The organism is Mucilaginibacter gracilis (assembly GCF_003633615.1).
Classification (GTDB): Bacteria; Bacteroidota; Bacteroidia; order Sphingobacteriales; family Sphingobacteriaceae; genus Mucilaginibacter; species Mucilaginibacter gracilis.
On sequence record NZ_RBKU01000001.1, the window covers coordinates 2,912,464 to 2,939,260 of the forward strand.

Genomic DNA, 26,797 nt, shown 5'->3' on the forward strand with positions numbered 1-26,797 from the left:
ACCGAAAACAGCAAAGCTCAAAGCAACATCCTTTCATATTGCTTTTGACGGTTCGCAGGACTGACATAATCGATCTCCCCGATGACAGACAGGTCGATCTTCTCATGGCCGGTTTGTATGGCCAATACAGCGGCTTTTCGAAGTATAGAGGATATCTCACCGATCGTGCCACCCGACATGCTTAGTATTTTGATGGCCGTCTCTTCGTCAGTAAGTCTGGACTGCTCATGCAGATCAAACATGGTTTCATAACTTTTCAACAGCCGAAAGTAATCGGCATCAAGTTTCCACAGCGGCAACACCGAGGGCTCAAAACGGTTGGCCAATTGTTTATCTGTATTGATAGCGTTATAAGCATCTGCGATCCCTGCACCGATGATCACGATCTGTAATTCATTGGAGATATATTTGATCAGGTTAAGGAAGGCACGCTGCGACAGATATGAACCGGCAAGAATGTGATGTATCTCATCGATGATCAATATCTTGGTTTCCACATTGGTGAGAATACGCATCACCTGGTATTGTAGCTGCGCAGATGTGCTCTGTTTTTGGAAAGGTGCGTTTAATGCCGTCAGTATATTAATAAAAAAGGCTTTTTCATTCGGCGTTGGTGGTGCCTGGATATATACGATAGGTATTTTTGCCGAACTCACGTCTGGTGTGATGCTGGGTTTATAGCTATCAAAGAAACGGTGCAGCAGAATGGTCTTGCCATTGTTGGTTGGTGCTACCAACAACATGCTTGGCATACGGTAAGTTTTTGGATGCAGCATCAGGTACTCCATATTATTGAGCACTTTCATGGCTTTAGGATATCCTATCCAGCGTTCTGAAAGGATATGGCGTATACGTATCAGGTTCTTATTATTATCGGTTATTTTGGTTAAAAGGGTCATGGATCAGTTCTTCAAAAGGTAAGTATTCTTCATTCGGGTCATATTTGAATCCGGTATCATTGATCTCTGGTTCCTCCCGCTCGAATTCGTTTTTGATACTGTTTTTGGTCGCCAATTCCTTGCGCTCATTGGCTTTACGGCGTTTGGCAATAGCCGCCTGGTTGGCCGCTTTTTCCTCGATATCACGCATCTGCGCGTAAGTGTCGAAGATCAGATTCTCATCCACATGCTCCATACCGCGCGCTTTGAGCGTGCGCAGTATTTGCTTATATTCCCAAATGGTGATCGATGGATGCGTGGTATTACGGTACGGAATACAGAAGTAATCTTCGATCTCCGGATCATAGAAGTAGACGGCACTGATATCGCGTGGATCGCGCTTAAAAGCAAACTTGCGCAGCACTGGATTGCGGACATTTGGTTTCTCGTAGGCATGTACCCATTTGCGCAGTACATCACCGTAGTACCAGATCATATCAATAGCTACGCCATACCTTTGCACTGTTCGTTCTACGAACGGCATAAAGTCAAGCTTTAGCTTTAGTTCGTTGGCGACCGGCTCACTCCAGCCAATGCCGATCTGCGTATCGCTGCCATTGATACCTTCAAGGTAACGTGCGACTGGTGTGGTGTTGATGCTATTATGACGGCGGTTATGATAGACGCCAACAATAAAGGTCGCCAGCCAGCGCTCCAATTCCTTGATGGTGAAGCAGGCTCTGCCTTCCGCATCATAGTACTTACGCTCTTTCGTATTGGAGAACGTTGTTCCCGGCAGTGTATGGATCTCTTGTAACACTGTTCCCAGCAAGCGTTCGATATGACCCCCATAATTAGGTTTGGCCACCGGTCTGAAGTTGATCTCGATACCATATTCCTGGCAGGCTCGTTCAAGCATTTTACCATGAAACTCTTTGGCGTTATCCATATGGATCGCCCGCATCACTCCGTAGCATTGCCATTTCCCTTTCACATCCAACGAAGACAGCCACAAGTCTTTTGGGAGGATCGCGTGGGATAAGCATAAGCCCGTGCCCAACGCGCCAGGAGGATCGAGCGATATATAGAAGCCGACCACCATTCTGCTGTAAACATCGATCGCCATAGTGACCCAAGGTTTACCGACCGGCTCACGGTATACGTCATCAACGCAGATGATATCCAACGGTGTATGATCGATCTGTACGACCGCCAGTGGGTAGTCGGCTCCCGGAAAGTGGCCATTCAACGGCTGGTATTTATTCTCCGCGATGCTGCGGTGTTGCCTGCGGGCCAGTTTCTCTTCCTCACCGATAAGGTGTATTCTTCGTCTGACCGTTGAATAATGCGGTATCTCCAAACCATGCTCCCGACAAGCCAACGCCACATCAAGGCTTACCTTGCGGATGCTCAGTTTCTGCTTGCGCAGGTATTTCTCCTGAATGACTGTTTGAATAACATCCTCGACATTGGTCGCCAACTGATAGTTGTATCTATTGCGCTTGTTCTCCGTTTTAGCAAGCGAGGATAATACAGGATTAGCTCGATACCGGTCTAACCACCTATGCAGCGTTCGCCGGGGAACGCCGCTCATTTCGCATACCTTAGCTACGGTGATACCGGGTACGTTATTTACGATGGGCGCTATAATATTATAGCGGTACTGCGCGATCTTCCAGTCCTCGTTCGATAAGTCGGATACCGCCTTGGGACTATTAAGCGGAACTAACTCTTCCATATGATAGTATTCATTGTGATCTTGGTCTGCATGTCACATTTAATACGCTGTGCTGCCAGCAATTGCCAAACGGCATATAGCAACTTGGGATCTCCGCCAGTCACCTGAGTTATGGGTAATACATGGGCCAACTTCTGAAGAACAGTTTCAGCAAACTCCTTATTGATATTCGTTTGCTGGTAGCGGCTGAGTAGTTTAAGGTTTTCCAAATAAACTGTCCTGACTTGCTGCTCGTTGATCGTAGCGAATGACCAGCCATTATTTTGAGCATACTGGGTAGCCGCAGCAAACTTAGGTTCGTAATAAGATTGTTTTTCCAGCAATTCTGCCTGGTACTTGACTTCACACAACAAAGGCTTGCGCTTCAGTTCTTCCTGGTAGTAGGCGATAACATCGGGCGTGTAGGTTGCCGCTTTGCCGTCATGGTCATAAAAGATCTTGACCGGCTGCGTGGTGTACGACAATACTTCATTGTCAAATTCGAGGTGGGTAAGCCAGTCCCTTTCAAGCGCTGATTCAAACAAATGCATCGTGCCTGTTTTACGACTAAAGTATTTGCCTGTGATAGATCGGTGGCTCAGACCGATCTTTCTAACGGGTCTTAATATCATGAATAGATAGAAATTGGGTAAGGGCGCGGATTAGGAAGCGAATGGGTGCTCTTTCAGGAAATCGCACATGGTAGCGATCTCGCTTTCTGTATTGTAATAATGCAATGAAGCCCTTACAATGCCTTTCAGCCCATGCTTTTCCATATAGATCGGTGTAGCTTGACTACCACCAAAAGATACATTGATACCATTCTCTACTAGTTTGTTTTTGACCAGCATACTATCAATCCCCGCAACCGAGAAAGTAACGATACCACACTTTTCACTGCCGATGTCATGACAGGTAACACCTGGAATACCGTTTAACTCCGCACGGGTAAGATCGGCCAGGTATTGCACCCGCTGCCAGATCCTGTCTACGCCGATATTCAAAGCGTATTCTACCGCTTTTCCCAAGCCGAGTGTCAGTGCGCGGCTCTTTTCATAAAGTTCAAACCGGCGGGCATCTTGCCGTAGAGTATAGCCATCGAGGCTGACATTGCTTGCTGCCAGGAAATCCAGCAACACAGGCGACAGCTGATCCTGAACGGTCTTCTTCACGAACAAGAATCCAGTTCCGCGTGGCGCGCGCATATACTTACGGCCTGTTGCTGATAGAATGTCGCATTTGATCTCCTTAACGTCAATCGGGTATTGCCCTGCTGTTTGACAGGCATCGACCATATACAGCACCTTGTGTTTGGATGCGATGTTGCCGATCTCTTTTATTGGCAGGATACCACCACCCGATGAGGGGATGTGGGTTACAGCGATCAGTTTCGTCTTTGAGTTAATAGCTTGCTCCAGGTCAGCTAAAGGAAAGTTGCCGCTTTCGTCATTGTTAATGACGATCACTTTAACACCTTTCTTACGCACATCTGCCAGGCCGATCAGGTTGGTTACATACTCCATCTCACATGTAATGATCTCATCACCATCGTGAAAGGTCAATCCTTTGAATGCAGTACCCCAGGCAGCGCTCGCGTTCTCGAATATAGCTACTTCTTCCTTTACAGCACCTATCAGGTCTGCGATAAGCTGATAAACACCATCAATCCCTAACTCCGCATAATTACCCCGTCTATTTTGAAAAATATAGTGGAACAACGCTTGATTGTTCCTTTTTTTGTTTATTTTGGGCTACCTAATTAGGTTGTCTATGTCGTTACCTTCCTGGATTCAAAAATTTAAAGAGCCAAAAACAGAGATCAGGCTTATCAAGGGTACATTTTACAAGTACGCTGTTGAGTATCGTTATAATTCTGAAAAAAAGCGGACGGATAAAATAACCCTGGAACTTCTTGGTAAAATCACCGAGAAGGAGGGCTTTGTCCCGTCGGATAAAAAACTAATAAAAGATAAAGGCAACAGCCTGCCGGTAGTAGATATCAAAACATACGGATTGTATAATCTCTTTACGTCTTTGCTTGCTGAGGATCTTCCCAGTTTACTTACACTCTTCCCAGAGCCTGTTAGTCAAACATTATTGACAGTAGCAATGATGCGTTTTGCTTATCAGCACCCAATAAAGCGTATGCCGTTTCAACATGCACATGACTACTGTTCTCTGAACTGGGTCACAAAAGGTCTTGATGACAAAGCAATTACAGCTGCATTGAAATATGTAGGAGAAAACAGAGAACTATTGCTGGGCTGGATGAAAGGCAGATTAGGGGTAAGGGAAGCTATGCAGGATAAATTTGTAATGATTGATTCTACGCACATACCATCCCTTTCAGAACATCTTTCAGTCAACGCAATGGGTTATAATCCACAGCATAGCTATGATCCACAAATACGCCTGATGTACATTTTTTCTGCACAAATGCAACAACCGGTGTATTATAGACTTATCAATGGGAATATTACTGACGTTACATCGATGAAGATATGTGTAGACGAACTAAATATCAAAGATGTGGTTTTCATTGCCGACAAGGGATTTTACAGCAAGAAAAACGTCGCTGACCTCAAAACTGCCTCCATTCATTTCATTATCCCACTATACAGAAATAATAATCTCATAGATTATGAACCGCTACAGCAAGCCAATTTTAAAAAAGGTATAAAGAATTATTTCACCTATCAGAAGAGGGTGGTCTGGTATTATGAATATGAAAAAGAAGGACTGATGCTAACTACTTACCTTGACGAGCGCCTTAGAGTAGAAGAAGAAGCTGATTTCCTTACCCGTACTCAAACACATCCTGATAAGTATAAAGAAGTTGATTTCTTTGAACGGGTTGACCGTTTTGGAACACTTACACTCACGAATCACCTGCCTGAAGCGGTGTCCGCACAAATGTTATATGAAACCTACAAACAGCGCAATGAAATAGAAGTCATGTTTGACGCCTACAAGCACTTCCTGCTTGCAGACAAAACCTACATGCAGAACCGATATGTGCTGGAAGGATGGTTAATGGCAAATTTTATAGCCATGATCGCATACTACAGGTTGTATACACGACTAAAAACAGCAAACAAACTTTCAAAATATGCACCAAAGGACATAGTAGAAATATCAAAAAGCATCTACCAAACTAAAATCCGAAACACCTGGGTAAGATCCGAAATAACAAAAAAGACAAAAGACCTCTTTAAATCTATTGACATAGACTACCTAAATTAGCGGAGTTAGGGATCAATCCGCGCAATGTTCTTATGCTCGGTTTCATATCCGCCGTAAGTGGCTTCCTCCTTCAAATAATCGACAATAGTATTTATCACCACATCGGGCGGAAGTGATGCGCCGGCATTGTTGAAATGCACCACGGCAGAGCTGCCAGCTGTGTCATTCCTGTACTTGTTTAACTCTTCTTTTGTAATGTTATTCATTTGCTGTGTTATCATAAATAGGCCTCAATTCGTTGCTTTGCGAATTGGTGGCGCAAAAATGCTCAGCCGAATACTATGCACGCATAATATTTTTTTAACATACTGTGGAAAAGTGTGCCATTATAAGCGGAAATAGTGTGCCACTAAAAGAGGAAAATCACATTTTTGTTAAAAAATCGGTACGCGAATAGTAGTTGCGTTTGAGTACTTACGTCTTAGAGATAAATGGCGACATTATTCACTTATAACACAATTATTAGATAAGCTATGGCGGAGAACGAATCAAATATTGCCTACCTTTTCAAGAAGCTTGCCGACGGGACTGCCAGTAAGGAAGAGTTAGCGGCTTATTTTGAACTGACTAAGGATAATAGCTTAGATGATAAAATTACAGCCCTAATGCAGGCTGAGCTCAAAAATAACGCTACACCTGAAATTCAGGATACTGAACGGATTGACAGGGTTTACAATAATATCGAGGCTGCTATCAGAGTTCAGCAACCCGCTATTGAAAAATCAAATTATCCTTTCTTCAAACGCTGGGCGGCAGCGGCAGCTATTTTGATAGTAGCTGGTGGCCTGTTCTATTATAGCCAAAACAAACCTTCAAAAAACAATACCCAATTGGTCGCTAATGATGTTGCACCGGGTCAACATACCGCAACTCTTACTTTAGCTAATGGTCAAAAGATTGTATTATCTAATGCTGCAACCGGACAAATAGCCAAACAGGCCGGTGTAAGTATTGCAAAAACAACCAATGGCCGGGTGGTTTACACAGTAGCCGGTAATGGTGATGCCGAAACTGGTCAATTAAATACACTTTCAACGGCTAAAGGCGAAACTTATCAAGTGAATTTGCCGGACGGCACACAGGTATGGCTAAATGCTGCTTCATCTCTTACCTATCCTGCGAGGTTTGTCGGAGCTGATCGAAAGGTCAAATTGATCGGCGAAGCTTATTTTGAGGTTGCTAAAGATAAAAGCCATCCATTTAAGGTCACTACAAATACGCAAGAAGTTACCGTATTGGGAACACATTTTAATATTAACGCCTATTCAGACGAAACGGCTGTCGCCACTACTTTATTAGAAGGCTCCGTAAAAGTTGCTTCAAATACAAACACTGAGATCATCAAACCGGGGCAACAAACGTTAACTACAGCCCGTGGAATTACGATCAATAATAATCCTATTATAGAGGGTATTACCGACTGGAAGGACGGTGATTTCGCCTTAAATAATCAAAATTTTAAAACAGCTATGCGGAAAATTGCTCGCTGGTATGATGTCGAGATTATTTATGACGCTTCTATTCCTGATACAATGCAAGCCGGGGGCTGGATTTCCCGTAATAATAATATTTCTGCCATATTGAAACTCATCGAATCCAGTGGACAAGTTCACTTTAAAGTTGAAGGGAGGAGGATCTTGGTGAGGAAATAAGTACAAAAAATAACCAGAAGTGCGCAAACACTCCTGGTCGGTGTTTGGCACCATCTCATAAATAATTATAAAACGTTAACCGCAGTTGTCTGCTCCGTGGAAAGAAAAAGACAGTCTGCTTAAACCAAACTTCGCAAATGTATAGAATTTATACTATTAACTATGGTATGCCTCAAAGGTATATCCGTAAACTTCTGCTAATTATGCGCTTAACCACCATAATACTTATAGCAACTTTCATGCAGGTTAGCGCGGCAACATTCGCCCAGCGTATTACGCTCAATCAGCATAAAGCTCCAATAGAATCTGTATTAAAAGAAATACGCCACCAGAGCGGATTTGATTTTTATTATGATGGAGATGTGATTCCCAAAGATCAAAAAATCGATGTTGCCGTTACCAATGTTACAGTCGAAGAGGCACTAACGGTTGCTTTTAAAGGGCTATTATTAAATTATAAAATTGACGGCAAAACTGTCGTCATCACAAAAAAAACGCCTTCCTTTCTCGATAAAATGGTTAATGCTTTTGCTACTATTGATGTGCATGGGCGCGTGGTGGATGAGAAAGGTCAACCGTTACAGGGGGTAACAATTAAATTAAAAGAAGGAAGTCAGGTTACCACAACTGATAAAGAAGGAAACTTCACCTTACAAAAAGTCGATGAAAAGTCTGTCATTGTAATTTCTTTTATCGGGTATTTGACCAAAGAAATGAATGTAAGTTCTGATTTAGGGATTATAGCACTTGAAATTAGTAATTCTAAGCTGGACGAGGTTAGAATACAAGCGTATACAACGACAACGAGGAGGTTTAGCACCAGTAATAGTGCGGGAATTACCAAAGAACAAATAGAAATGCAACCGATAAATAATCCAATTCTCGCTTTACAAGCAAGAATACCGGGGATTTTAATTACTCAGGAATCAGGTAATGCAGGTAGCGGTGTCGATGTCCTCATTCAAGGAAAAAACTCTTTGAGGAGTGGCCTCAATCCTTTTTATGTAATTGATGGGGTGCCATTTCCCTCTTCGACCTTGTCGTCGTTTATTGCAGGAAGCATAATTCCAAACAGTAGCCCTTTGTCTTATATCAACCCATCTGACATTGAAAGCATTGAAGTGCTAAAAGACGCTGATGCTACTGCAATATACGGTAGTCGAGCTGCAAACGGTGCGATCTTAATAACGACGAAGAAAGGTAAAGCAGGCGAAACTAAGACTGACGTTAATCTGCAAAGTGGATGGAGTAGAGTACCAAAAGAGTTGAAGTTGTTGAATACGCAAGATTATTTAGCAATCAGAAAAGAGGCTTTTAAAAATGACAATATAGACCTTACAGCGCCTCCATACAATCTAGACTTATTTAAAAAGTTACTTTATCCAGATTTAGCTTATTGGGATCAAAATAAAAATACCGATTGGCAAAAGGAATTAATAGGTGGAACAGCCCACTTCACCAATTTGCAAGCTAATATTTCAGGCGGTAGTCAGAATACTCAGTTTTTAATCGGCGGTGGTTACACTAACCAAACTACTGTATATAACGGTGATTTTGCAGACAAAAAAGCAAGCTTTCGTTATACCTTAAATCATACCTCCAGTAATAAGCGTTTCCGCATTAACTTGTCAGGAACCTATCTACAAGACGACAACATTCTGGCGATTTCTGACTTAACAAGAACAGCCATGACATTAGCGCCAAACGCTCCGGATCTTTATCTTTCCGATGGTACTTTAAATTGGGAACCTGTCCCTAATTCACCTGGGAATTATAGCTTTCGAAATCCATTGTTTGCTTTAGAGAATAAGTACTCTTCTAAAACGAGTAATTTATTATCAAATATGCAATTAGGATATGAACTAATTAAACATTTGACTTTCCAATCAAATCTCGGCTTCAATAAGATCGACGGTACGGAATATACTTATACTCCGATGACCGCATTTAATCCAGGAGAAACTTACAACTATCGTTCCGCAAAATCAGGATCACTAACAACGAAATCTTGGATTATTGAACCGCAATTTCATTATCAAAATAAAATATTTGACAATGACTTAGATGTTTTAATAGGTAGCACATTCCAACAAACAGATAATAATCTTTTTTCGATAGAAGGAAGTGGATTTAACAGTGATTCTCAATTAGAAAATATTCAAGCTGCACCAACCATTGTTGTTCGCAACAACATCATATCTAAATATCATTATAATGCTTTATTTTCAAGATTAAATTACGCTGTCCAAAATAAATATATAATGACGTTAGCAGCCAGACGCGATGGAAGCAGCAGATTCGGAGAGGAAAATATATTTGCAAATTTCTATTCTGCAGCAGGCGCTTGGCTATTTTCGGAAGAAAATTTTGTTAAAAGTCACATCCCTGTGTTAAGTTTTGGAAAGATGCGATTATCATATGGTACAACAGGGAACGATCAGATTGGGGATTATAGCTTTTCTAGTGTCTACGATAATAATATCGTTGATGTACCTTATCAGGGCTCTACTACAATAACTCCAAGAGGCCACTCAAATCCTTATCTTCAATGGGAGGTTACAAAAAAGCTGAATTTTGGTTTGGATTTAGGGTTCTTAAATAACAAAATACTAATTAATGCAAACTATTATGTAAACCGATCATCAAATCAATTAATCGGCTATCCATTAACATCTGTTACTGGATTTGGGGATGTGCTTTTAAATATTCCTGCCACGATAAAAAATAGTGGTTTGGAGGTACAATTGGATTTGCAACCTTTGAATAAAGGAGATTTTAAATGGAATGCTAATTTCAATTTAACAATTCCAAGGAACAAGCTGGTTGCATATAAGGACTTAGATCAAAGCACTAATGCTGAAATTTATGTCATCGGGCAATCTATTGATATTCAAAGGGCCTATGCTTATCGCGGTGTAAATCCAGAAACCGGCTTGTATCAATATTTAGATAAAAATGGTAAGATTACTTCTGAAGCCCTATCGAACGCTGATCAAACAGTTTTAATAAATACCGACCCTAAATTTTATGGAGGACTAACCAATTCAATCCGATTTAAGCATCTTCAATTAGATTTTACATTTCAGTATGTAAAAAGAATGGGCCGTTCAGACGATATCAGTGGATTTCCACCATTGGGGGCATTTAGTAACAACTTAGTATCCGCATTAAACCGGTGGACTAAACCCGGTGACAACGCTTTAATACAGAAATCATCAACTAACTCAAACCCCTCAAACGACAATTTTGGTTTTAGCGAAGCAACATATTCTGATGCATCTTTTATCCGGATAAAAAATGCCTCATTATCCTATGAAATAAATCCACAATGGACTAAATCAGTGGGATTTTCGTCGTGTAGGATCTATTTGCACGGTCAGAATCTTTTAACGTGGACTAAATACAAAGGACTTGACCCAGAGACCCTCTCGTCATTTTCCTTGCCTCCATTGCGAACCTTCACTTTGGGCATCCAATTTACCTTATAACTTAACTATCATGAAACACACGAAAAAAAATATATCAAAGGGAGCAATTTTGCTAGCGGCTTGTTTAAGTTTTTACTCATGTAAAAAGTTTATAGAGGTTGGCCCCCAAGACTAGTGTTATGTTAATCGTGTAATGACGGATAAAGTCTTTTCAGTTTTATTCGCGCATCTTTATTTTCGAACTGCCAGTTAATTTTGCTGTTCTTATTATTTCTGTTGTGTTGCCATGCCGCTACCTCTTCATTGATCTTCAGCATTGTTGAAATATGCCTGTTTAGGCATTGCCCATTCAATACATGCAATTCTATCTCGGCCATATTGAGCCAGCTTCCATGCTTGGGCGTATAAACAAACTCAAACCTATCCCATAGCCTTTTGGCTTCGGCTGGTTCAAATGTCTCGTAAAATGCAGAGGCCGAATGGGTTTTAAAATTGTCCATTACTAAAGTTATTTTTTTCGCTGTCGGGTACCATTCATCTGCTATTCTTTTTACGAATAAAGCCCAGTCCTTTTTGGTTTTAAACGCCGTAATTTCTACAAAGCGCTTGCCCCTCAAAGGCTCGTTGGCCATAAATATATTGACTACCCCATGCCTTATGTACTCGTAATCTACTCTTGCCTCCTGGCCAGGCTTCATGGCTTGAGAGGGCTGCCCTTCTTCTATCAATTGTTTTGGCGACTCATCCATACATACAACCGGAAATTCCTCATCATAAGGTTTTTTGTATACATCCAATACGCGTTCCATATTGGCTACAAATTCGCTGCTTTTTTCCGGTGGTATTACCCAGCCCTTTACTTTCCAAGGCTTAAGTTCGTTTTTTTAAGCACACTTCTTACTGTTACATGCGAAATACTTTCTACATATTCCAACTCTACCATTTTATCGGCGAGTAGCCTTAATGACCATTTAGCAAACCCCTCAGGCGGCTCGCTGCAACACAAGGCAACCAGCTTCGCTTCTACATCGCCATCTGATTTTGTTTCATAAACACGGCTGGTGGGGCGACGATCTAAAACACCTTCAAAACCCTCTTCAATAAACTTTTTCTTCACCCGGTCTATCGTTCGCATCCCTACTTTCAGGACTTTGCTGATCTGTTCATTTGTTATTTTCTCCGCATATTCCCCTTCATCACAATTCAATAGTATATAGGCTGTCCGGAATGTTTGAGAACTATGGGAGCCCTTGTTGATTATCGAGTATAACTCTCCAACCTCCTCTTTTGTAAGTTTTATCGTATAACGTACCATCTGTAATTTGTTTTACAAATATACGCTTTTATACGTCATATTATATTTAACTTAACACTAGTATAACAGTAATTACAAGCAATGTAAAGGCAATTGTTGCTATAAAATAAAATATGGCTGACTGATACCAATATGGCTTTACTGATAAATAAAGTAACCCCATGCTTTCTGGCTGTATAACATAGCTAAATTGCAATTCATAATCTGTATTTGCAGCTAGCTCTGGTAGCATTAAAAGTGTGGGGCCAATTTGCTGTAGCGTATCTCGTGTTTTTAGGTTTATTAAAAGGTATTTAACAGCAGAATCCCTAAATTCCGGTTTAGCATTAGTAGCAGCGACAAGCTTTCCACCGGGTGAAAAAAACAGTTTTTGTATACCACCGGTCTGTACCTGGCTTTCATGTATTTGTTCCTTCAGCTGTTGATGATAAACTTTAATTTCTGGAATTACTTTAAGCCGTTTAATGTAATATCGACGAACCAGTGTATCGGTATTGTAATCATAAAAATCTACAAAAAAGAAATCGTTAATTTTTAGCGAAATATAGCCTATATCAACCCCTTCTTTTAGAAGACGTTTATTGCTTTTTACTTGCTTTAATACTTTATTTAAGCTGTCAAATTGCAAAATGTACCCCTGTCCGTGTACCGAGGTTGTGGTATAGTATGATCTTTCATAAAGCTTATTGATTTGATAATGATTAAGCATCAGATTATTATACTTTTCTTTATGTCCCGGCTCCGATATATTAATTGTGCCAAAAGGGACATTGGTGGTTCGTATAGCTATCCAATTACCTGCAATATAAATGGGTATTATTTTTTGTCTTATCTCATTCCTTATATCGCCAACAAGAGTTCTGCTGTTCATTTGTTTAAGCAATACGCCTTGCGCTTCAACGCGTATAGGGGCTTTACCGAAAATAGTAACATGCTGGGCAAGGCACCTGTTATAAGATGGATTAGCTATTAAAAGAAAAATTATAAATCTTTTTAAAACAACGCTACTTATCCTTTTCAATTTGAGTTTTAATAATGGTTTCCAGTTTGTCGGCATTACTTGGTGCCGGGGCATCCAAATTAATTATTAATCCTGCTTTATCTAACACTACAAACTTAGGTATGGCATTGGTAAAGTAATTGCTCGTTTTACCATCACCATCAAAAAGTTGCAACCATTTCGGTTTATCGTGCTGCAATGCTTGTTGCCACGCATCCTTTCTATCGCGTACGGCAATACTTATAATTTGTACACGGCTATCAGATTTGTATCTTTCATACAGTTTGTTTAAGTAAGGGGTCTCTTCACGACATGGCGCACATGAGCTAGCCCAAAAGTCGATTAAAACCACCTTGCCTTTAAAATCTGACAGCGTATGTTTAATTCCTTTATTATCAACAAGCGAAAATGCTTGTGCTGCATCTCCAATTTTGTATTTACCAAGCTCATACTCTTTCTTATTTATGAGAGTTATCAGTTCGTTTTGGTAAAGCGTGCTATTTATGTTGCCTAAATAAGGTAAAGTGTTTTTAGCAGCCACCTTAAATTCTTCATAAGTGTTAATTACCGCGTTTAAATTAAGATTGATAAACTTGTAAAAAACATAATCCCTAACATCACCTTTAAAGGTCGTATTGATTTTTTTTAACAATGAGCCATATTTATCATAAGGAATACTATTCTTTACTTTGTTATCGTGTTTGAAACTGTAATAAAGGTACCAATATGAAAAGCCCATTAGATTTTTAAAGGCAGGGCAGGTCAAATTGCTGCTATTCGATAAGTCGTTTATTATCTTACTGTCAAAATTAGTTGCTATGTATTTATCTACCTCTATAGGGCTTTCAGTATCTAGTGTTAAGTTAAATATAATATGACGTATAAAAGCGTATATTTGTAAAACAAATTACAGATGGTACGTTATACGATAAAACTTACAAAAGAGGAGGTTGGAGAGTTATACTCGATAATCAACAAGGGCTCCCATAGTTCTCAAACATTCCGGACAGCCTATATACTATTGAATTGTGATGAAGGGGAATATGCGGAGAAAATAACAAATGAACAGATCAGCAAAGTCCTGAAAGTAGGGATGCGAACGATAGACCGGGTGAAGAAAAAGTTTATTGAAGAGGGTTTTGAAGGTGTTTTAGATCGTCGCCCCACCAGCCGTGTTTATGAAACAAAATCAGATGGCGATGTAGAAGCGAAGCTGGTTGCCTTGTGTTGCAGCGAGCCGCCTGAGGGGTTTGCTAAATGGTCATTAAGGCTACTCGCCGATAAAATGGTAGAGTTGGAATATGTAGAAAGTATTTCGCATGTAACAGTAAGAAGTGTGCTTAAAAAAACGAACTTAAGCCTTGGAAAGTAAAGGGCTGGGTAATACCACCGGAAAAAAGCAGCGAATTTGTAGCCAATATGGAACGCGTATTGGATGTATACAAAAAACCTTATGATGAGGAATTTCCGGTTGTATGTATGGATGAGTCGCCAAAACAATTGATAGAAGAAGGGCAGCCCTCTCAAGCCATGAAGCCTGGCCAGGAGGCAAGAGTAGATTACGAGTACATAAGGCATGGGGTAGTCAATATATTTATGGCCAACGAGCCTTTGAGGGGCAAGCGCTTTGTAGAAATTACGGCGTTTAAAACCAAAAAGGACTGGGCTTTATTCGTAAAAAGAATAGCAGATGAATGGTACCCGACAGCGAAAAAAATAACTTTAGTAATGGACAATTTTAAAACCCATTCGGCCTCTGCATTTTACGAGACATTTGAACCAGCCGAAGCCAAAAGGCTATGGGATAGGTTTGAGTTTGTTTATACGCCCAAGCATGGAAGCTGGCTCAATATGGCCGAGATAGAATTGCATGTATTGAATGGGCAATGCCTAAACAGGCATATTTCAACAATGCTGAAGATCAATGAAGAGGTAGCGGCATGGCAACACAACAGAAATAATAAGAACAGCAAAATTAACTGGCAGTTCGAAAATAAAGATGCGCGAATAAAACTGAAAAGACTTTATCCGTCATTACACGATTAACATAACACTAGTATAAATAGTGCAAATGTTTACGATGATGATAAAACTGCTGCGGCTGCAATAACAAATATTTATTCCGATATGAGTTCCCAATTTGGGCTCGGCGGAATCTCAACAATATCATATCATTCAGAACTTTTGTCAGATAATTTAACTTTAGCAGATTTGACAGATGTTGGACTAAAACAACTTTATACTAATAATTTAGCTAGCATTGATAATGTGTCTACACCTTATTGGGCGGCGTTATATAAGTCAATATATGAAGCCAACGCAGCAATTGAGGGAGTGTCAAATTCCAAAAAACTTACTTCAAGTGTCAAAAACAGAATTTTAGGCGAAGCTTACTTCGATAGGGCGTTTATGTATTATTATCTTGTTAATTTATACGGAGACGTTCCATTGGCGCTAACAACTGATTATAAATTAACTTCGGTTTTGAAGCGATCTGCCGCGGCTGATGTATATAATCAAATTGTAAACGATTTACTCCAAGCCAAAGACTATTTAGATTCGCAGTATTTAGATTTTAATTTAAAAAACGTTACTACCGAGAGAGTAAGACCTAATCAGATGGCGGCTTATGCGTTACTAGCTCGTGTTCAGCTCCAAAGAAAAAACTATTTAGCCGCTGAAGAAGCAGCAACTAAGGTAATTGAGAATAAACCCACTTATAACATAGTTGCACCGGAGCAGGTCTTTTTAAAAAATAGTGACGAAACAATTTGGGCGCTACAACCTGTAAGAGCATTTTTAAACACAAATCAAGCTCAGATTTTCATACTTCCTGTAACGGGGCCTGATTTTAGCTATCCGGTTTATTTATCAAATTCATTAGTTAATAGTTTTGAATCGAATAATGACCTTCGAAAATCAAAATGGATAGGCTCTGTGATTGTTGGAAGTCAAACATATTATTTTTCTTATAAATACAAAGTGCCGGCAATTGGTACTGATATTTTTGAATATGATATTGTCCTGAGACTTGCTGAACAATACTTAATACGATCCGAAGCGCGGGCAGAGCAAAATAAAATTTCGGATGCCCAGGCTGATTTGAACATAATTCGTTCTCGTGCAGGTTTAGCTAATACGGTTGCCAATAACACATCTGACTTGAAAGCTGCAATCTTAAAAGAAAGAAGAGTAGAGCTTTTCACAGAATGGGGACATCGATGGATTGATATAAAGAGAACTGGAACTATTGATCAAATCATGACTCAAGCTGCAGTAGTTAAGGGCAGTACTTGGGAATCTTTCAAAGCATTATTCCCGATCCCGTATCAAGAAATAGTAAAAGACTCTCAACTAACGCAAAATACAGGCTATTAATAGAATACTAGTTTACTATCACAAGTAAGAATTATCTGTCTAATTAAGAATTTAGTAAAATGAAGATCATAAAAATATTATTGGTCCTATTCGTCCCTTCCTTTGCATTTGCAAGTTCCCATGGAATATCTTTCGATAAAAATCGAAACTGGGAGCAAGTTAAAAACCAAGCCAAGCTTGAACATAAATACATATTCGTTGATGCATTCGCTACATGGTGTGTACCGTGCAAACAAATGGATAAAGAGGTGTATATTAACAAGCAAGTAGGCGATTTTTTTAATGGGAGATTTATCTCTGTCAAAGTTCAAATGGACCAGACGACTCACGACAATGACTATGTAAAAAGCTGGTATGGTGATGCAAAACAGATTATGAGGATTGGTGGCATAAAAGCGTTCCCAGCATTTTTGTTTTTTAACCCTGAAGGTGAGTTGATTTATAGCCGGGATGGATTTAAATCAATAGAGGAATTTATTAATTTAGGTAAAGCCGCACTATCGATCAAAAAGGGTTTAGCAGAGCAGCTAACTGAGTTTAATGCCGGAAAGAGAGGCGGAATAGATTTATTAAACCTAGCCAAATTTCAGCGAGCACAAAAACAAGAGTCTTCGGCTTTGGCAATCGCCACGGCCTTGAAAGATGAGCTTATGAATACCAATAAATTCTCAGGTTTTTATAAACCTGAGAATTTACAGTTGTTTACTGCGTTTGGAAGGGTTTTCAACGTAAATGATCCATTTATTAAATTCATCTTTAAAAATCAAGCTTCATCAGATTCCTCCTTTAAAGCAGAAGGCTTTTCTCAAAGAATTGTTGATTTTTTAGTCGTGAAGGATTTTATTGATCCTAACATAGCTACCGCCAAAAAACAAGGAATAAGTCCGTCTTGGATAGACGTTGAAAAGCAAATCACCTTAAGGTTTGATGTTACAACAGCCGAGAAAGCGATAGCTCCTGCTAAAATTCGCTGGGCGGAAGAGATAAAGGATTGGCCGACTTATATCCAGTTAAATATTGATTTAATTGATAAGGGAGGCGTAGATATCATGCAAAGACCCATGATTAATGCATTCGTCTGGAACGGTATATTACTTCACAGTATAGACAGCAAAGAAATTGATAAGGGTCTCGCATATATGGATAAGTTAATCAAAACTTACCCCACTGCCTATACATTGCTTGATACCTATGGAAATCTCCTTTGGAAATCTGGTGATAAACAAAAGGCAATTATCATAGAGCGTCAAGCTCTTAAAGAAGTGCAGGAGGCGAAAGATCAAGATAACATTATTCCTATTCAACGGAGTTTGTCGCGAATGTTAGATGGTGATGCTAAAACTTGGGATGAAAACTAATTTAAAAATGTATGAAATTTATCTTTAGAAAAATCGCGTTGATTTTAACAACGCTTATAGAATTATCAGGTCTAACCTTTGCACAAGAAGGAAAAAGACCGTTACAAATCACTGATTTAGAAAATTGGCCGGAATTAAATTATAATTATGATTTGAGCCCAAATGGAAAGTACTTATATTATTCTGTTGCAAATGAAATATCAGATTTGCCAGTGCTGCATTTGAAACGCGTCGACAACACCTGGGAAAAAAGAATTGTCAGCTTAAATTCAGTAACATTCTCATCCGATAGCAAATATGCATTTTTTTTAAAAGGCGATACCCTAATAAAACAGACGCTTGGAAGTGCTCGAGCAGATTCAATATTTGATGTGTCTGATTTTCGACTTTTTCAATTTGAAAGAGAGGATTATATTGCCTATCATTCCAAAGACGATTTGATAATTAAGAACTTAAAAAACAACCGGCAAACTGCTTTCAAAGGTTTTTTAACCTATTTTGTTAGCCCAGATCATTCGTCGTTGATGATTGTGACCAATTCTTCGTCCAAACAGATTTTAATGTCATATGTTTTTTCCACTAATCAAACAAAGGAAATATGGCGTGCCATCAGTTTCGGAAAAGTGATTTTTAGCAAAAGAAACGATAAGATTGCTTTTGATGCTACTAATATGAATACAGGAACCGAAGATTATAGAGAAGTTTTTGTGTACGATTTGAACAAGGGTGCGGCTATCGAAAGAATACATGAAGATAAATTAGCAGGAAATGGATTGAAGTTTTTGCAAATAGAACAATTTGTTGCCGATGACAAGTGTATTCTTATAACTTTATCTGCATTAAAAATAGAAACTCGCATCCCTCATTCTGCCAGTGTTGATGTATACAATTATTCCGATACAATAAGCCGTGTTGTTCAAAATACCGTTTGGGGTAATGGCATTAAAACACAATTTAATACTGTTTTTCGATTTTCAGATCAAAAGGTTATCTATCGAGAAGGAAAGTTCTCTACGTTTTCAATTAAATCTAACGATCAAGTAGGGTTTGAGTTGCCGAACCTCGAAACAAATAAAAACGTTCTTCTTGACAATAAACCATCGTTGATTTTACTTAGTGACGGAACGAAAAATATTCTTAACTTTTCAAGCATTCCTAATGACAATAGTTCTCCAAATGGAAAATACGTAATTTTAGAGGAGCATAAAGGTGATAGTACAGATTTTATAAGCTACAATATAACTTCAGGAAAATGTGTTAATTTGACGAAAAGTCTTAGAACACCTTTTTCAGATTTAAAGTCCGATGAACCTTGGAAGCAAAGGGGGTTTAGAATACAAAAATGGCTAATGGGAAAGGACTTAATTATTTTAGGCGATAATTTTGATTTATGGGAAATCGACCTTAATGGCAAGTTATCTCCCAAATGTCTAACCGGAGGTTATGGACGTCGGAATGAAATCAGGTTTCAAATTTCGGAGTTAAACAATTTTGAAAATTCAAACTATATAGATTTAAAATCTGATAAAGTAAGTAAACTTATTTTAACATCATTTAACTATAAAAATATCGATAATGATTATTACGAAATTAACATTCACAAGTCGCAAGTCCCAAAAAGATTAACTAATGGAGGTTATCAATACGAAGCTATCGATATAAATGCTAGAAGTAAGCAAGTCAGAATATTTAATAAAGCAGCAAAAAATGTAAATTCTTACTTAATTAGTAAGCAAAATACCAATGAAAAAAATTTATTTATTACTTCTGATTTCAAGAATTTCCGACAGATTTCCAAAATAAATCCAGAAAAAAAATTTAACTGGTTCGATGCGAAACTTATTCCTTTTACAAGGACTGACAATAAAAAGGCGTTAGGTATACTTTACAAGCCTCAAAATTTTTCTGAATCAAAAAAGTACCCGGTTATTTTTTACTCTTATCAGCAAGAAAGCCCATCGCTAAATAATTATATTTCGCCTGCGCTATGCAATTCAATAGTTAACATTCCCTATTATGTTAGCAATGGTTACTTAGTTTATGTTTATGACATAAATGTTAGATACGATCAGGGAAATGCAGCTGAGTCAGCGATGAGGTGTTTAACCGGGGCTGCAAATGAGATTGTTAAACTGCCATTTGTCGATAGCACTAAGATGGCTTTTGAAGGGTATAGCTGGAGTGGGTTTTTGAGCAATTATTTTGTGACGCACACAAATAGGTTTACAGCTGCTGCATCAGGAGGAGGATTTTCGGATATGTTTGAAGGATTTGGAGCCGTTACTAAAGAATCAGCTCATGTTGCTACTAGTATTATCGCTTATGATGACCTCGGCTCGCCTTTTGCCAATCTGCAAAATTTTATTAAGAATTCGCCTAAGCTGTATGCTGACAAGGTTACAACCCCATTGCTAATCTTGCATAACCAAGGAGATGCACGTGTGAACTTTACTCAGGATCTGGGTTTTTTTAACGTGTTGAGCGATCTTGGTAAAAAAGTTTGGTTATTATCTTATGACGGGGAGGGGCATGGTATTTTTAATAGCATAGATAACCAAATTGATTATACAATTCGCTTAAAACAATTCTTTGATTATTATTTAAAAAATGCGCCCGCTCCTAAATGGATGGTAGAAGGAGTTCCTGCTAATATGAAACAAATTCATGATGGATTGGGATTAGAACCGGTTGGAGTCAAACCGCGTTGAATACTCAAAAATCCAATTGTATGGCTCAACCCATTGTAATCTGTAAATTCTAATACGGTAACATCTAAGTTAAATATACTTTTCTGAACAAATGAAAATCAAAGCAATAATTACACTGCTTCTTGCGCTAGCTTTATCTTATCCGTTAAATGGAAAAGCTCAAAATTGGAAGGTGCAACCTGTTTCTATTCAAAGCAGCTGGGCAAAAGATGTATGGCCAACGAATGCACTGAAAGAATATCCACGTCCGCTATTGGTTCGCGAGACCTGGGCAAACCTGAATGGTTTATGGGATTATGCGATAACCGCGAAGGATGCTGCGAAGCCCAATGGTTTTGACGGACAGATATTAGTACCATACCCACTGGAATCCGCTTTGTCAGGCGTAAAAAAATCCTTGCAACCCAACCAGAACCTCTGGTACAAACGCAGTTTTGAAAAACCTATTTTAAAAACCGGTGAAAAGGTAAAATTGAATTTCGGCGCGGTTGATTATGAAGCAACGGTATTTGTCAATGGTACGGAGGTCGGTAAGCATGCTGGTGGTTATACAGAGTTTTCGTTTGACATTACTACAGCACTGAAAGATGGTGCGAACGAGGTCGTGGTAAAAGTGTTTGATCCAACCGACCAGGGCATAGGCCAACATGGTAAACAAGTGCTGAATCCTGCAAATATTTACTATACCCCTTCTTCTGGTATTTGGCAGACGGTGTGGCTGGAAACAGTTTCAACTAACGCAGTAAGCAGTTTAGTGATGACGCCTGATATCGACAAAGGATTGCTCAACCTTGAAGTGAATCAGGACGATAAAATAGGTACCCAGGTCGAGGCGACAGCATACGATAAAGGCAAAAAAGTTGCTGATTGGCATAATGGTCATATTTCAATTCCGAATGCTCATTTGTGGTCGCCTTCAGACCCATTTTTGTATGATTTGATCGTACGGGTAAAAAAGAATGGCAAAGTAGTCGATGAAGTAAAGAGTTACTTTGGTATGCGCAAGATCAGTATCGGCAAGGATGAAAAAGGCATTGACCGGATCATGCTGAACAATAAGCCCTACTATAACCTGGGAACACTTGATCAGGGCTTCTGGCCGGAAGGTTTATATACTGCGCCTACAGATGAAGCTTTAGCGTTTGATATCAAAGCGATCAAAGCGATGGGTTTTAATACGATCAGAAAACACATCAAAGTAGAACCGGCACGTTGGTATTACTGGGCGGATAAACTGGGGATGCTGATATGGCAGGACATGGTAAACCCGAACCAAGGGCTGCCGCCGGGTGCAAAAGAAGCCTTTGAAAAAGGATGTAAAGAGGAGCTGACCCAGCTGCATAATTACCCTTGTATTACAACCTGGGTATTGTTCAACGAAAAATGGGGGCAGTATGACCAGAAACGTTTAACTGACTGGGTCAAGCAAACCGACCCAAGCAGGATTTTAAATGGCCATAGCGGCGAGCTGCTTTATGTCAACGAACAATTAAGGAGCCCTAGCCCTGATGCTTACGTAGATGCGGATATGACCGACGTGCACGCTTACCCGGACCCAATGATGAGTATCAAACAACCCGGTAAGGCTCAGGTATGCGGTGAGTTTGGTGGTATCGGTGTTTTCATCCCCGATCACCAGTGGTTGACCGGCAGTGCCTGGGGTTACATCCAGGAAAAGCCTGCTGCATTAAAATCTAAATATACTATTATGCAGCAGCACCTGCAATTATTCGAGCAGGAAGGGCTATCGGGAAGTATCTATACCCAGCCCTTTGATGTAGAAGGTGAGCAGAACGGGCTGATGACCTACGACCGCGAAGTGGTCAAAATACCTTTTGCAGAGTTAAGGAGAATCCACAGTAAGCTGAACCCGGATGTTAATTCACCTAACTGGATGGCAAACTTGGGTGACGTTACCGCACAGGATGCCGACCTGACCGAGCCGGGTATTAAATATAGCGCCATGCTGGATGATTATATCAATGGCAATCATGATGCGGCTTTCCTTAAGAAAATGGCAATGATGGCGATACAGGCAGGTGATAAACCAGGTGCCGCGCTGGCCAGTAATGCTTACATAGCAGGTTTGAAACAGCCAATGAGTGAGGAAGATATCCAGCAAGTCAGCCAATTTACTAAGAGTACCAAAGATCCAGGCTTTACGATGATGAACGCGGACCCTGTAGGATTTAAAAAAGTTATGGGTGACCGGGAATACGCGGTTGCGATGATGAACATGATTTATAAAGGAGAAATAGAACCTTTCTTGAATTCAAGCACTAACCCTGATTGGAACGCGCTGGAAGTTAAGATCAAATCATACGGCGAGCCGGGAGAAGAAATGTTCCTGCGTGCGAAAACTATCGCCTGCTACAATAAGCAGGATTGGTCAAATTATGTCTCATCGGCTAATCAGTACCTAACTAAATATGGTAAAAATATCAGTGAGCAAGAACGGACGACTTTTCAGCAGGCTATTGACCAACACAAATCGAATTAAAGATAATAAATCACTAATCAGACATCTTAAACCTAAATTATGAAACGTATCCATTTCTTAGCAATCCTGTGCAGCTTGTTCATTCATTCTGCAATATTCGCGCAAACCAAAACCGTTGACTTTAGCGGTAACTGGACTTTAAGCACTGATAAAAGTTCTTTTGGCAGCTTACCTGCGGTAGTTGCCGTTCAACAAGTGAATATTACCCAAACCAGCGATAAACTTACTATTGTGAGTATTAATGGTGAGAATAAAAACACTTATATCAACACACTGGATACCCAGCCTGCTAACATGATTACCGGTGCGGGCGCAAAGATCACTTCCACTATTCAACCCAATGGAGAAAAAAGTTTAAAACGAATGCTGAAAGTCAGCGTCCCTAACGAATATGACAAACTACAATATACAAGAGATGAGCAATGGGAACTGAGTGCGGATAACAAAACCCTCACTATGGCGGTAACCGTTACACCTGACGGTGGTGGTGATCCCTATAGTTTTATCGCGGTGTATAGTAAACAATGATTCAGGAATTGCAAATCAGCAAAATTGCTACCAAGAAAATGATTAGAGTGACTAAACTTATATTAATCGCCGCCGGGACTTTATTTTGTCTTAACGTGTTTGGGCAACAGATTCCCAATTGGCAAAATAAAGACTTGCAAAAGGACACCTTATTCGGTATCAGTACAGAAAAGGCCTACACCCTGCTTCAGGGCAAGAAAGCTACTAAAATTACGGTCGCCGTTATTGACGCGGGTATAGATACAACCCATGAGGACCTGAAAAGTATTTTATGGATCAACCCTAAAAAGAAAACTTTTGATATTGGCACTTATGGCTGGAGCTATCTCGGTTCACCAAAAGGCAACGTTCATTACGACAACCTGGAAGTGACCCGCCAAGTGCGGCAGTTTGAACAACGGGATACCAGCAAATTACCCGCATCCGACTTGCTGGCTTACCATGCCGAAAAACAAGTGCTACAAAAACAGCTGTCGGAGGCGCAGCGCATGGTTGATGGCATGGGCAACTTTCGCCGCATTCTTGAAAGCATCGTTCAAAAGATCGGTAAACCAGAACCAAAGCTAAGCGATTTTCAAACTTACCAGCCAGTTGGGCCGGGAGAAACACAGGTCTGCCAAACCCTGATAAAAATCCTGACAGAGAAAGATGACTATAAATCTTTTAAAGAGGAACAATTAGACAGCCCTATGGAACACTTCAAGGTGCAAGCCGATTACCAGTTGAATACGGGATACGATCCCAGGATTATTATTGGCGATGACTATTTCAACAGCAAGCAGCATAATTACGGTAGCCCGGATGTTATGGGGCCTGATGCCACACATGGCACCCATGTAGCGGGTATAATTGCGGCTGTAAGAAATAACGGCATAGGCCTTGACGGAATCGCTGATAATGTTCAAATCTTAACCATTCGTGCTGTTCCTGACGGTGATGAACGCGACAAGGACGTGGCAAATGCTATCCGTTATGCCGCAGATCGTGGTGCCAAGGTGATCAATATGAGCTTTGGTAAAGATTATAGCCAGGATAAAAAAGTAGTAGACGAAGCGGTTCAATATGCGTTAAAGAAAGATGTTTTGTTGATCCAGGCCGCAGGAAATAGCAATAAGAACATTGATTCAGCCGCGAATTTCCCCAATAGGAAATACATAAACGGCAAGGTCGCAGATGCTTATATCGTGGTGGGTGCTTCAGGATTAAAAGATGATGATCATCTGAAGGCTAGTTTCTCCAATTATGGTAAAACATCGGTTGATGTTTTTGCGCCGGGTGTCCAGATCTATTCAACCATACCCGGTTCCAAGTATGCCTATTTTGACGGGACCAGCATGGCCTGCCCTGTAGTTTCCGGTTTAGCAGCCTTAATTAGGGAATACTACCCCAAGCTAACCGCTTTGGAGGTAAAAGACATTATCTTGAAAAGTGTTGTAAAAAGAAGTGCCTTGACAAACTATTGCATAACCGGTGGTGTCGTAAACGCCTATAATGCGCTGCAATTAGCGGAAACGTATCAAAAATGAAAGCGAAGCTTAGATAAAATACCAAAACGCATCGCTTTATTCAATTAGGGGAACAGGGTGAAGCGCGAGGTTGATCTCTGTTTATTAAAAAAAATAAAAACTCATCCATTGAACAAAATATTAGTCATCGGGGCTTGCGGCCAGATTGGTACTGAGCTGACCAGCGCACTAAAAGCCAAATACGGCAATGATAACGTCCTTGCGGCAGACGTAAAATTATTGAACGATGTGCCTTTCCAACTGCGTCCATATGTTAAACTGAATGTGATGGATAAGTTAGAGTTGCGCACTTTGATCCTTAAAGAAAAGATTACTACCGTTTACCATTTAGCGGCCATGTTATCAGCCAATGGCGAAAAACAGCCATTGGCAGCATGGGACTTAAATATGCAAGGTTTGTTGAATGTTTTAGATATTGCCAAATCGGATCAGCTAAAAGTATTTTGGCCGAGTAGTATAGCGGTGTTTGGCCCTACAGGGCCGAAGGCTTTTAGTCCGCAACATGCCATAACCGAACCTTCAACAGTTTATGGTATTAGTAAAGTGGCTGGCGAATTATGGGCGAATTATTATTTCAGTCAGTACGGCGTTGATGTGCGCAGCATTCGTTACCCCGGATTGATTAGCTATTCAGCGCCTCCAGGCGGTGGGACAACAGATTATGCGGTAGATATTTTTCACCATGCTTTGAAGCACCGCCGTAAGCACTCGGGCAACTCTTTTTTAAGGCGAGAAACACTAAATACCTTTGATCCATACCAACAATAAATTAAGAGTATGGATCAGAACAAAAACAAGACCGGCAGGACAATGCGGACAAATGAACAGATCTACGAAGCCATTGAGGAATTTGAACAAGGGGGTATCAGCATCCCTGAGTTCTGCGAATTATATGGCATCAGTAACAGCTGTTTTTATGAATGGCAAAAGAAGTACAAGATGAGGAACCAGGAACAAACTACAGGTAATATGCAACCGATCATCATTACCGACGACGTGCTGAAGCTGACCGAGCGTTTGCCGATAGCAGAACTGGAACTGCCGGACGGCAGGTTGTTCCGCATCTTTCAGCAGGCCGATCCCGCATTCTTAAAAGCCTTTATCAATTAAGCGATGATGGACTTTTTAGAAAACCGCCGGTACTTTTTGTATCCATTCACAGTAACCATGTCGAAAGCCTATGACGGGCTAAGCGGGTTAGTGAGGAACGAGCTGGGCCAGGACCCGCGCTGCGGCGATGTTTACATCTTCTTTAACTCCGCAAGGACACTGATGAAGATGCTGTTCTGGGATGGCGATGGTTATGTGATCTATGGCAAACGGATCGAGCATAAAAGGTTCCAGGTGCCTGCCGGACGGGTGGATGACTTGGGCTTTTACATCACCCCGTTACAGCTTTTGCAGCTGATCCGGGGGATCAGGATGGAGACCGTTTTCAGGAAAACAGCCGAGTAAGATGAGGATGAAAAAGCGACAAATAAGAGATTGCGAAAAGATTGCCACTTTTATTAAAAAAGTGGCAAAAAATGTCCGAAAAAGGGCTTTTTAATTATGAATGTAACAAAT

At 40.2% G+C, this 26,797-nt stretch carries 21 protein-coding genes; 13 read left to right on the forward strand and 8 right to left on the reverse strand.

Going from position 1 to position 26,797, the window contains the following annotated elements; translation table 11 throughout:
* Nucleotides 1-17: 17 nt before the first annotated feature.
* Genes BDD43_RS12460 through BDD43_RS12475 form a run of 4 tightly spaced genes read right to left on the reverse strand, consistent with a single transcriptional unit; the run spans nt 18 to nt 4,313 of the window.
* Nucleotides 18-899, reverse strand: a complete 882-nt coding sequence (locus BDD43_RS12460; protein ID WP_121197982.1) for a TniB family NTP-binding protein — start codon at nt 897-899, stop codon at nt 18-20.
* Nucleotides 871-2,616: a Mu transposase C-terminal domain-containing protein gene (locus tag BDD43_RS12465; RefSeq protein WP_121197983.1), complete on the reverse strand. Its 1,746-nt coding sequence runs from the start codon at nt 2,614-2,616 to the stop codon at nt 871-873. The genes BDD43_RS12460 and BDD43_RS12465 overlap by 29 nt, the downstream gene beginning before the upstream one ends.
* Nucleotides 2,604-3,227, reverse strand: a complete 624-nt coding sequence (locus tag BDD43_RS12470) for a TnsA endonuclease N-terminal domain-containing protein (protein WP_121197984.1) — start codon at nt 3,225-3,227, stop codon at nt 2,604-2,606. Before BDD43_RS12470 ends, BDD43_RS12465 begins: the two co-directional genes overlap by 13 nt.
* 30 nt (nt 3,228-3,257) lie before the next feature.
* The gene (locus BDD43_RS12475) at nt 3,258-4,313 is read right to left on the reverse strand and encodes an aminotransferase class V-fold PLP-dependent enzyme (RefSeq protein WP_246001560.1); all 1,056 of its coding nucleotides are present in this window, start codon (nt 4,311-4,313) and stop codon (nt 3,258-3,260) included.
* A gap of 52 nt (nt 4,314-4,365) precedes the next feature.
* On the opposite strand from BDD43_RS12475, the gene BDD43_RS12480 reads away from it, so the two are divergent.
* Nucleotides 4,366-5,838 (forward strand): transposase, encoded by a 1,473-nt coding sequence (locus BDD43_RS12480; RefSeq protein ID WP_121195838.1) that lies wholly within the window; start codon nt 4,366-4,368, stop codon nt 5,836-5,838.
* Between the two features lie 5 nt (nt 5,839-5,843).
* On the opposite strand, the gene BDD43_RS12485 is transcribed toward BDD43_RS12480, so the two are convergent.
* Entirely contained in the window at nt 5,844-6,044 is a 201-nt protein-coding gene (locus BDD43_RS12485) for a hypothetical protein (protein ID WP_246001562.1), read from the reverse strand.
* A gap of 267 nt (nt 6,045-6,311) precedes the next feature.
* Between BDD43_RS12485 and BDD43_RS12490 the strand changes: the two genes are divergently transcribed.
* Nucleotides 6,312-7,490, forward strand: a complete 1,179-nt coding sequence (locus tag BDD43_RS12490; protein WP_121197985.1) for a FecR family protein — start codon at nt 6,312-6,314, stop codon at nt 7,488-7,490.
* 203 nt (nt 7,491-7,693) lie between these two features.
* A complete protein-coding gene (locus tag BDD43_RS12495) occupies nt 7,694-10,978 on the forward strand; it encodes a SusC/RagA family TonB-linked outer membrane protein (protein WP_162847060.1) in 3,285 nt (1,094 codons plus the stop codon).
* A gap of 122 nt (nt 10,979-11,100) precedes the next feature.
* Here BDD43_RS12495 and BDD43_RS12500 read toward each other — a convergent pair.
* The 3 genes from BDD43_RS12500 to BDD43_RS12510 all read right to left on the reverse strand — a co-directional run bounded on the left by BDD43_RS12500 (nt 11,101) and on the right by BDD43_RS12510 (nt 13,972).
* Nucleotides 11,101-12,233, reverse strand: a protein-coding gene (locus BDD43_RS12500) for an IS630 family transposase (protein ID WP_233276784.1) whose coding sequence is annotated in 2 segments (ribosomal slippage) — nt 11,101-11,804 and nt 11,804-12,233 — 1,134 coding nt in all. Because the reading frame shifts where the segments join, the coding sequence is not laid out codon by codon here.
* A 46-nt stretch (nt 12,234-12,279) separates the two neighbouring features.
* Nucleotides 12,280-13,104 carry a hypothetical protein gene (locus tag BDD43_RS12505; protein WP_147425547.1) on the reverse strand — a complete coding sequence of 275 codons (825 nt, stop codon included), beginning with the start codon at nt 13,102-13,104 and terminating at the stop codon, nt 12,280-12,282.
* Nucleotides 13,105-13,237: 133 nt separating this feature from the next.
* Nucleotides 13,238-13,972: a TlpA family protein disulfide reductase gene (locus tag BDD43_RS12510; RefSeq protein WP_121196124.1), complete on the reverse strand. Its 735-nt coding sequence runs from the start codon at nt 13,970-13,972 to the stop codon at nt 13,238-13,240.
* A 174-nt stretch (nt 13,973-14,146) separates the two neighbouring features.
* Between BDD43_RS12510 and BDD43_RS12515 the strand changes: the two genes are divergently transcribed.
* The 10 genes from BDD43_RS12515 (at nt 14,147) to tnpB (ending at nt 26,686) form a co-directional block, all read left to right on the forward strand.
* Nucleotides 14,147-15,279 (forward strand): IS630 family transposase gene (locus BDD43_RS12515; RefSeq protein ID WP_233276784.1). Its coding sequence is split into 2 segments (ribosomal slippage): nt 14,147-14,576 and nt 14,576-15,279, totalling 1,134 coding nucleotides; the frame shifts between segments, so codons are not numbered across the junction.
* A 138-nt stretch (nt 15,280-15,417) separates the two neighbouring features.
* A complete protein-coding gene (locus BDD43_RS12520) occupies nt 15,418-16,611 on the forward strand; it encodes a RagB/SusD family nutrient uptake outer membrane protein (protein WP_162847061.1) in 1,194 nt (397 codons plus the stop codon).
* A 59-nt stretch (nt 16,612-16,670) separates the two neighbouring features.
* Entirely contained in the window at nt 16,671-17,969 is a 1,299-nt protein-coding gene (locus tag BDD43_RS12525) for a DUF255 domain-containing protein (RefSeq protein WP_121197988.1), read from the forward strand.
* Nucleotides 17,970-17,980: 11 nt separating this feature from the next.
* Entirely contained in the window at nt 17,981-20,677 is a 2,697-nt protein-coding gene (locus tag BDD43_RS12530) for an alpha/beta hydrolase family protein (RefSeq protein ID WP_121197989.1), read from the forward strand.
* A 91-nt stretch (nt 20,678-20,768) separates the two neighbouring features.
* Nucleotides 20,769-23,177 (forward strand): glycoside hydrolase family 2 protein, encoded by a 2,409-nt coding sequence (locus tag BDD43_RS12535; RefSeq protein WP_121197990.1) that lies wholly within the window; start codon nt 20,769-20,771, stop codon nt 23,175-23,177.
* A gap of 39 nt (nt 23,178-23,216) precedes the next feature.
* A complete protein-coding gene (locus BDD43_RS12540) occupies nt 23,217-23,705 on the forward strand; it encodes a hypothetical protein (protein WP_121197991.1) in 489 nt (162 codons plus the stop codon).
* A 38-nt stretch (nt 23,706-23,743) separates the two neighbouring features.
* Nucleotides 23,744-25,231, forward strand: coding sequence for a S8 family serine peptidase (locus tag BDD43_RS12545; RefSeq protein ID WP_246001865.1), 1,488 nt, complete (start codon nt 23,744-23,746; stop codon nt 25,229-25,231).
* 108 nt (nt 25,232-25,339) lie between these two features.
* Entirely contained in the window at nt 25,340-25,999 is a 660-nt protein-coding gene (locus BDD43_RS12550) for an NAD-dependent epimerase/dehydratase family protein (protein WP_317128775.1), read from the forward strand.
* A gap of 9 nt (nt 26,000-26,008) precedes the next feature.
* Nucleotides 26,009-26,341 carry an IS66 family insertion sequence element accessory protein TnpA gene (gene tnpA / locus BDD43_RS12555; protein ID WP_121197992.1) on the forward strand — a complete coding sequence of 111 codons (333 nt, stop codon included), beginning with the start codon at nt 26,009-26,011 and terminating at the stop codon, nt 26,339-26,341.
* A 3-nt stretch (nt 26,342-26,344) separates the two neighbouring features.
* Entirely contained in the window at nt 26,345-26,686 is a 342-nt protein-coding gene (tnpB, locus tag BDD43_RS12560) for an IS66 family insertion sequence element accessory protein TnpB (protein ID WP_121197993.1), read from the forward strand.
* Nucleotides 26,687-26,797: the final 111 nt, after the last annotated feature.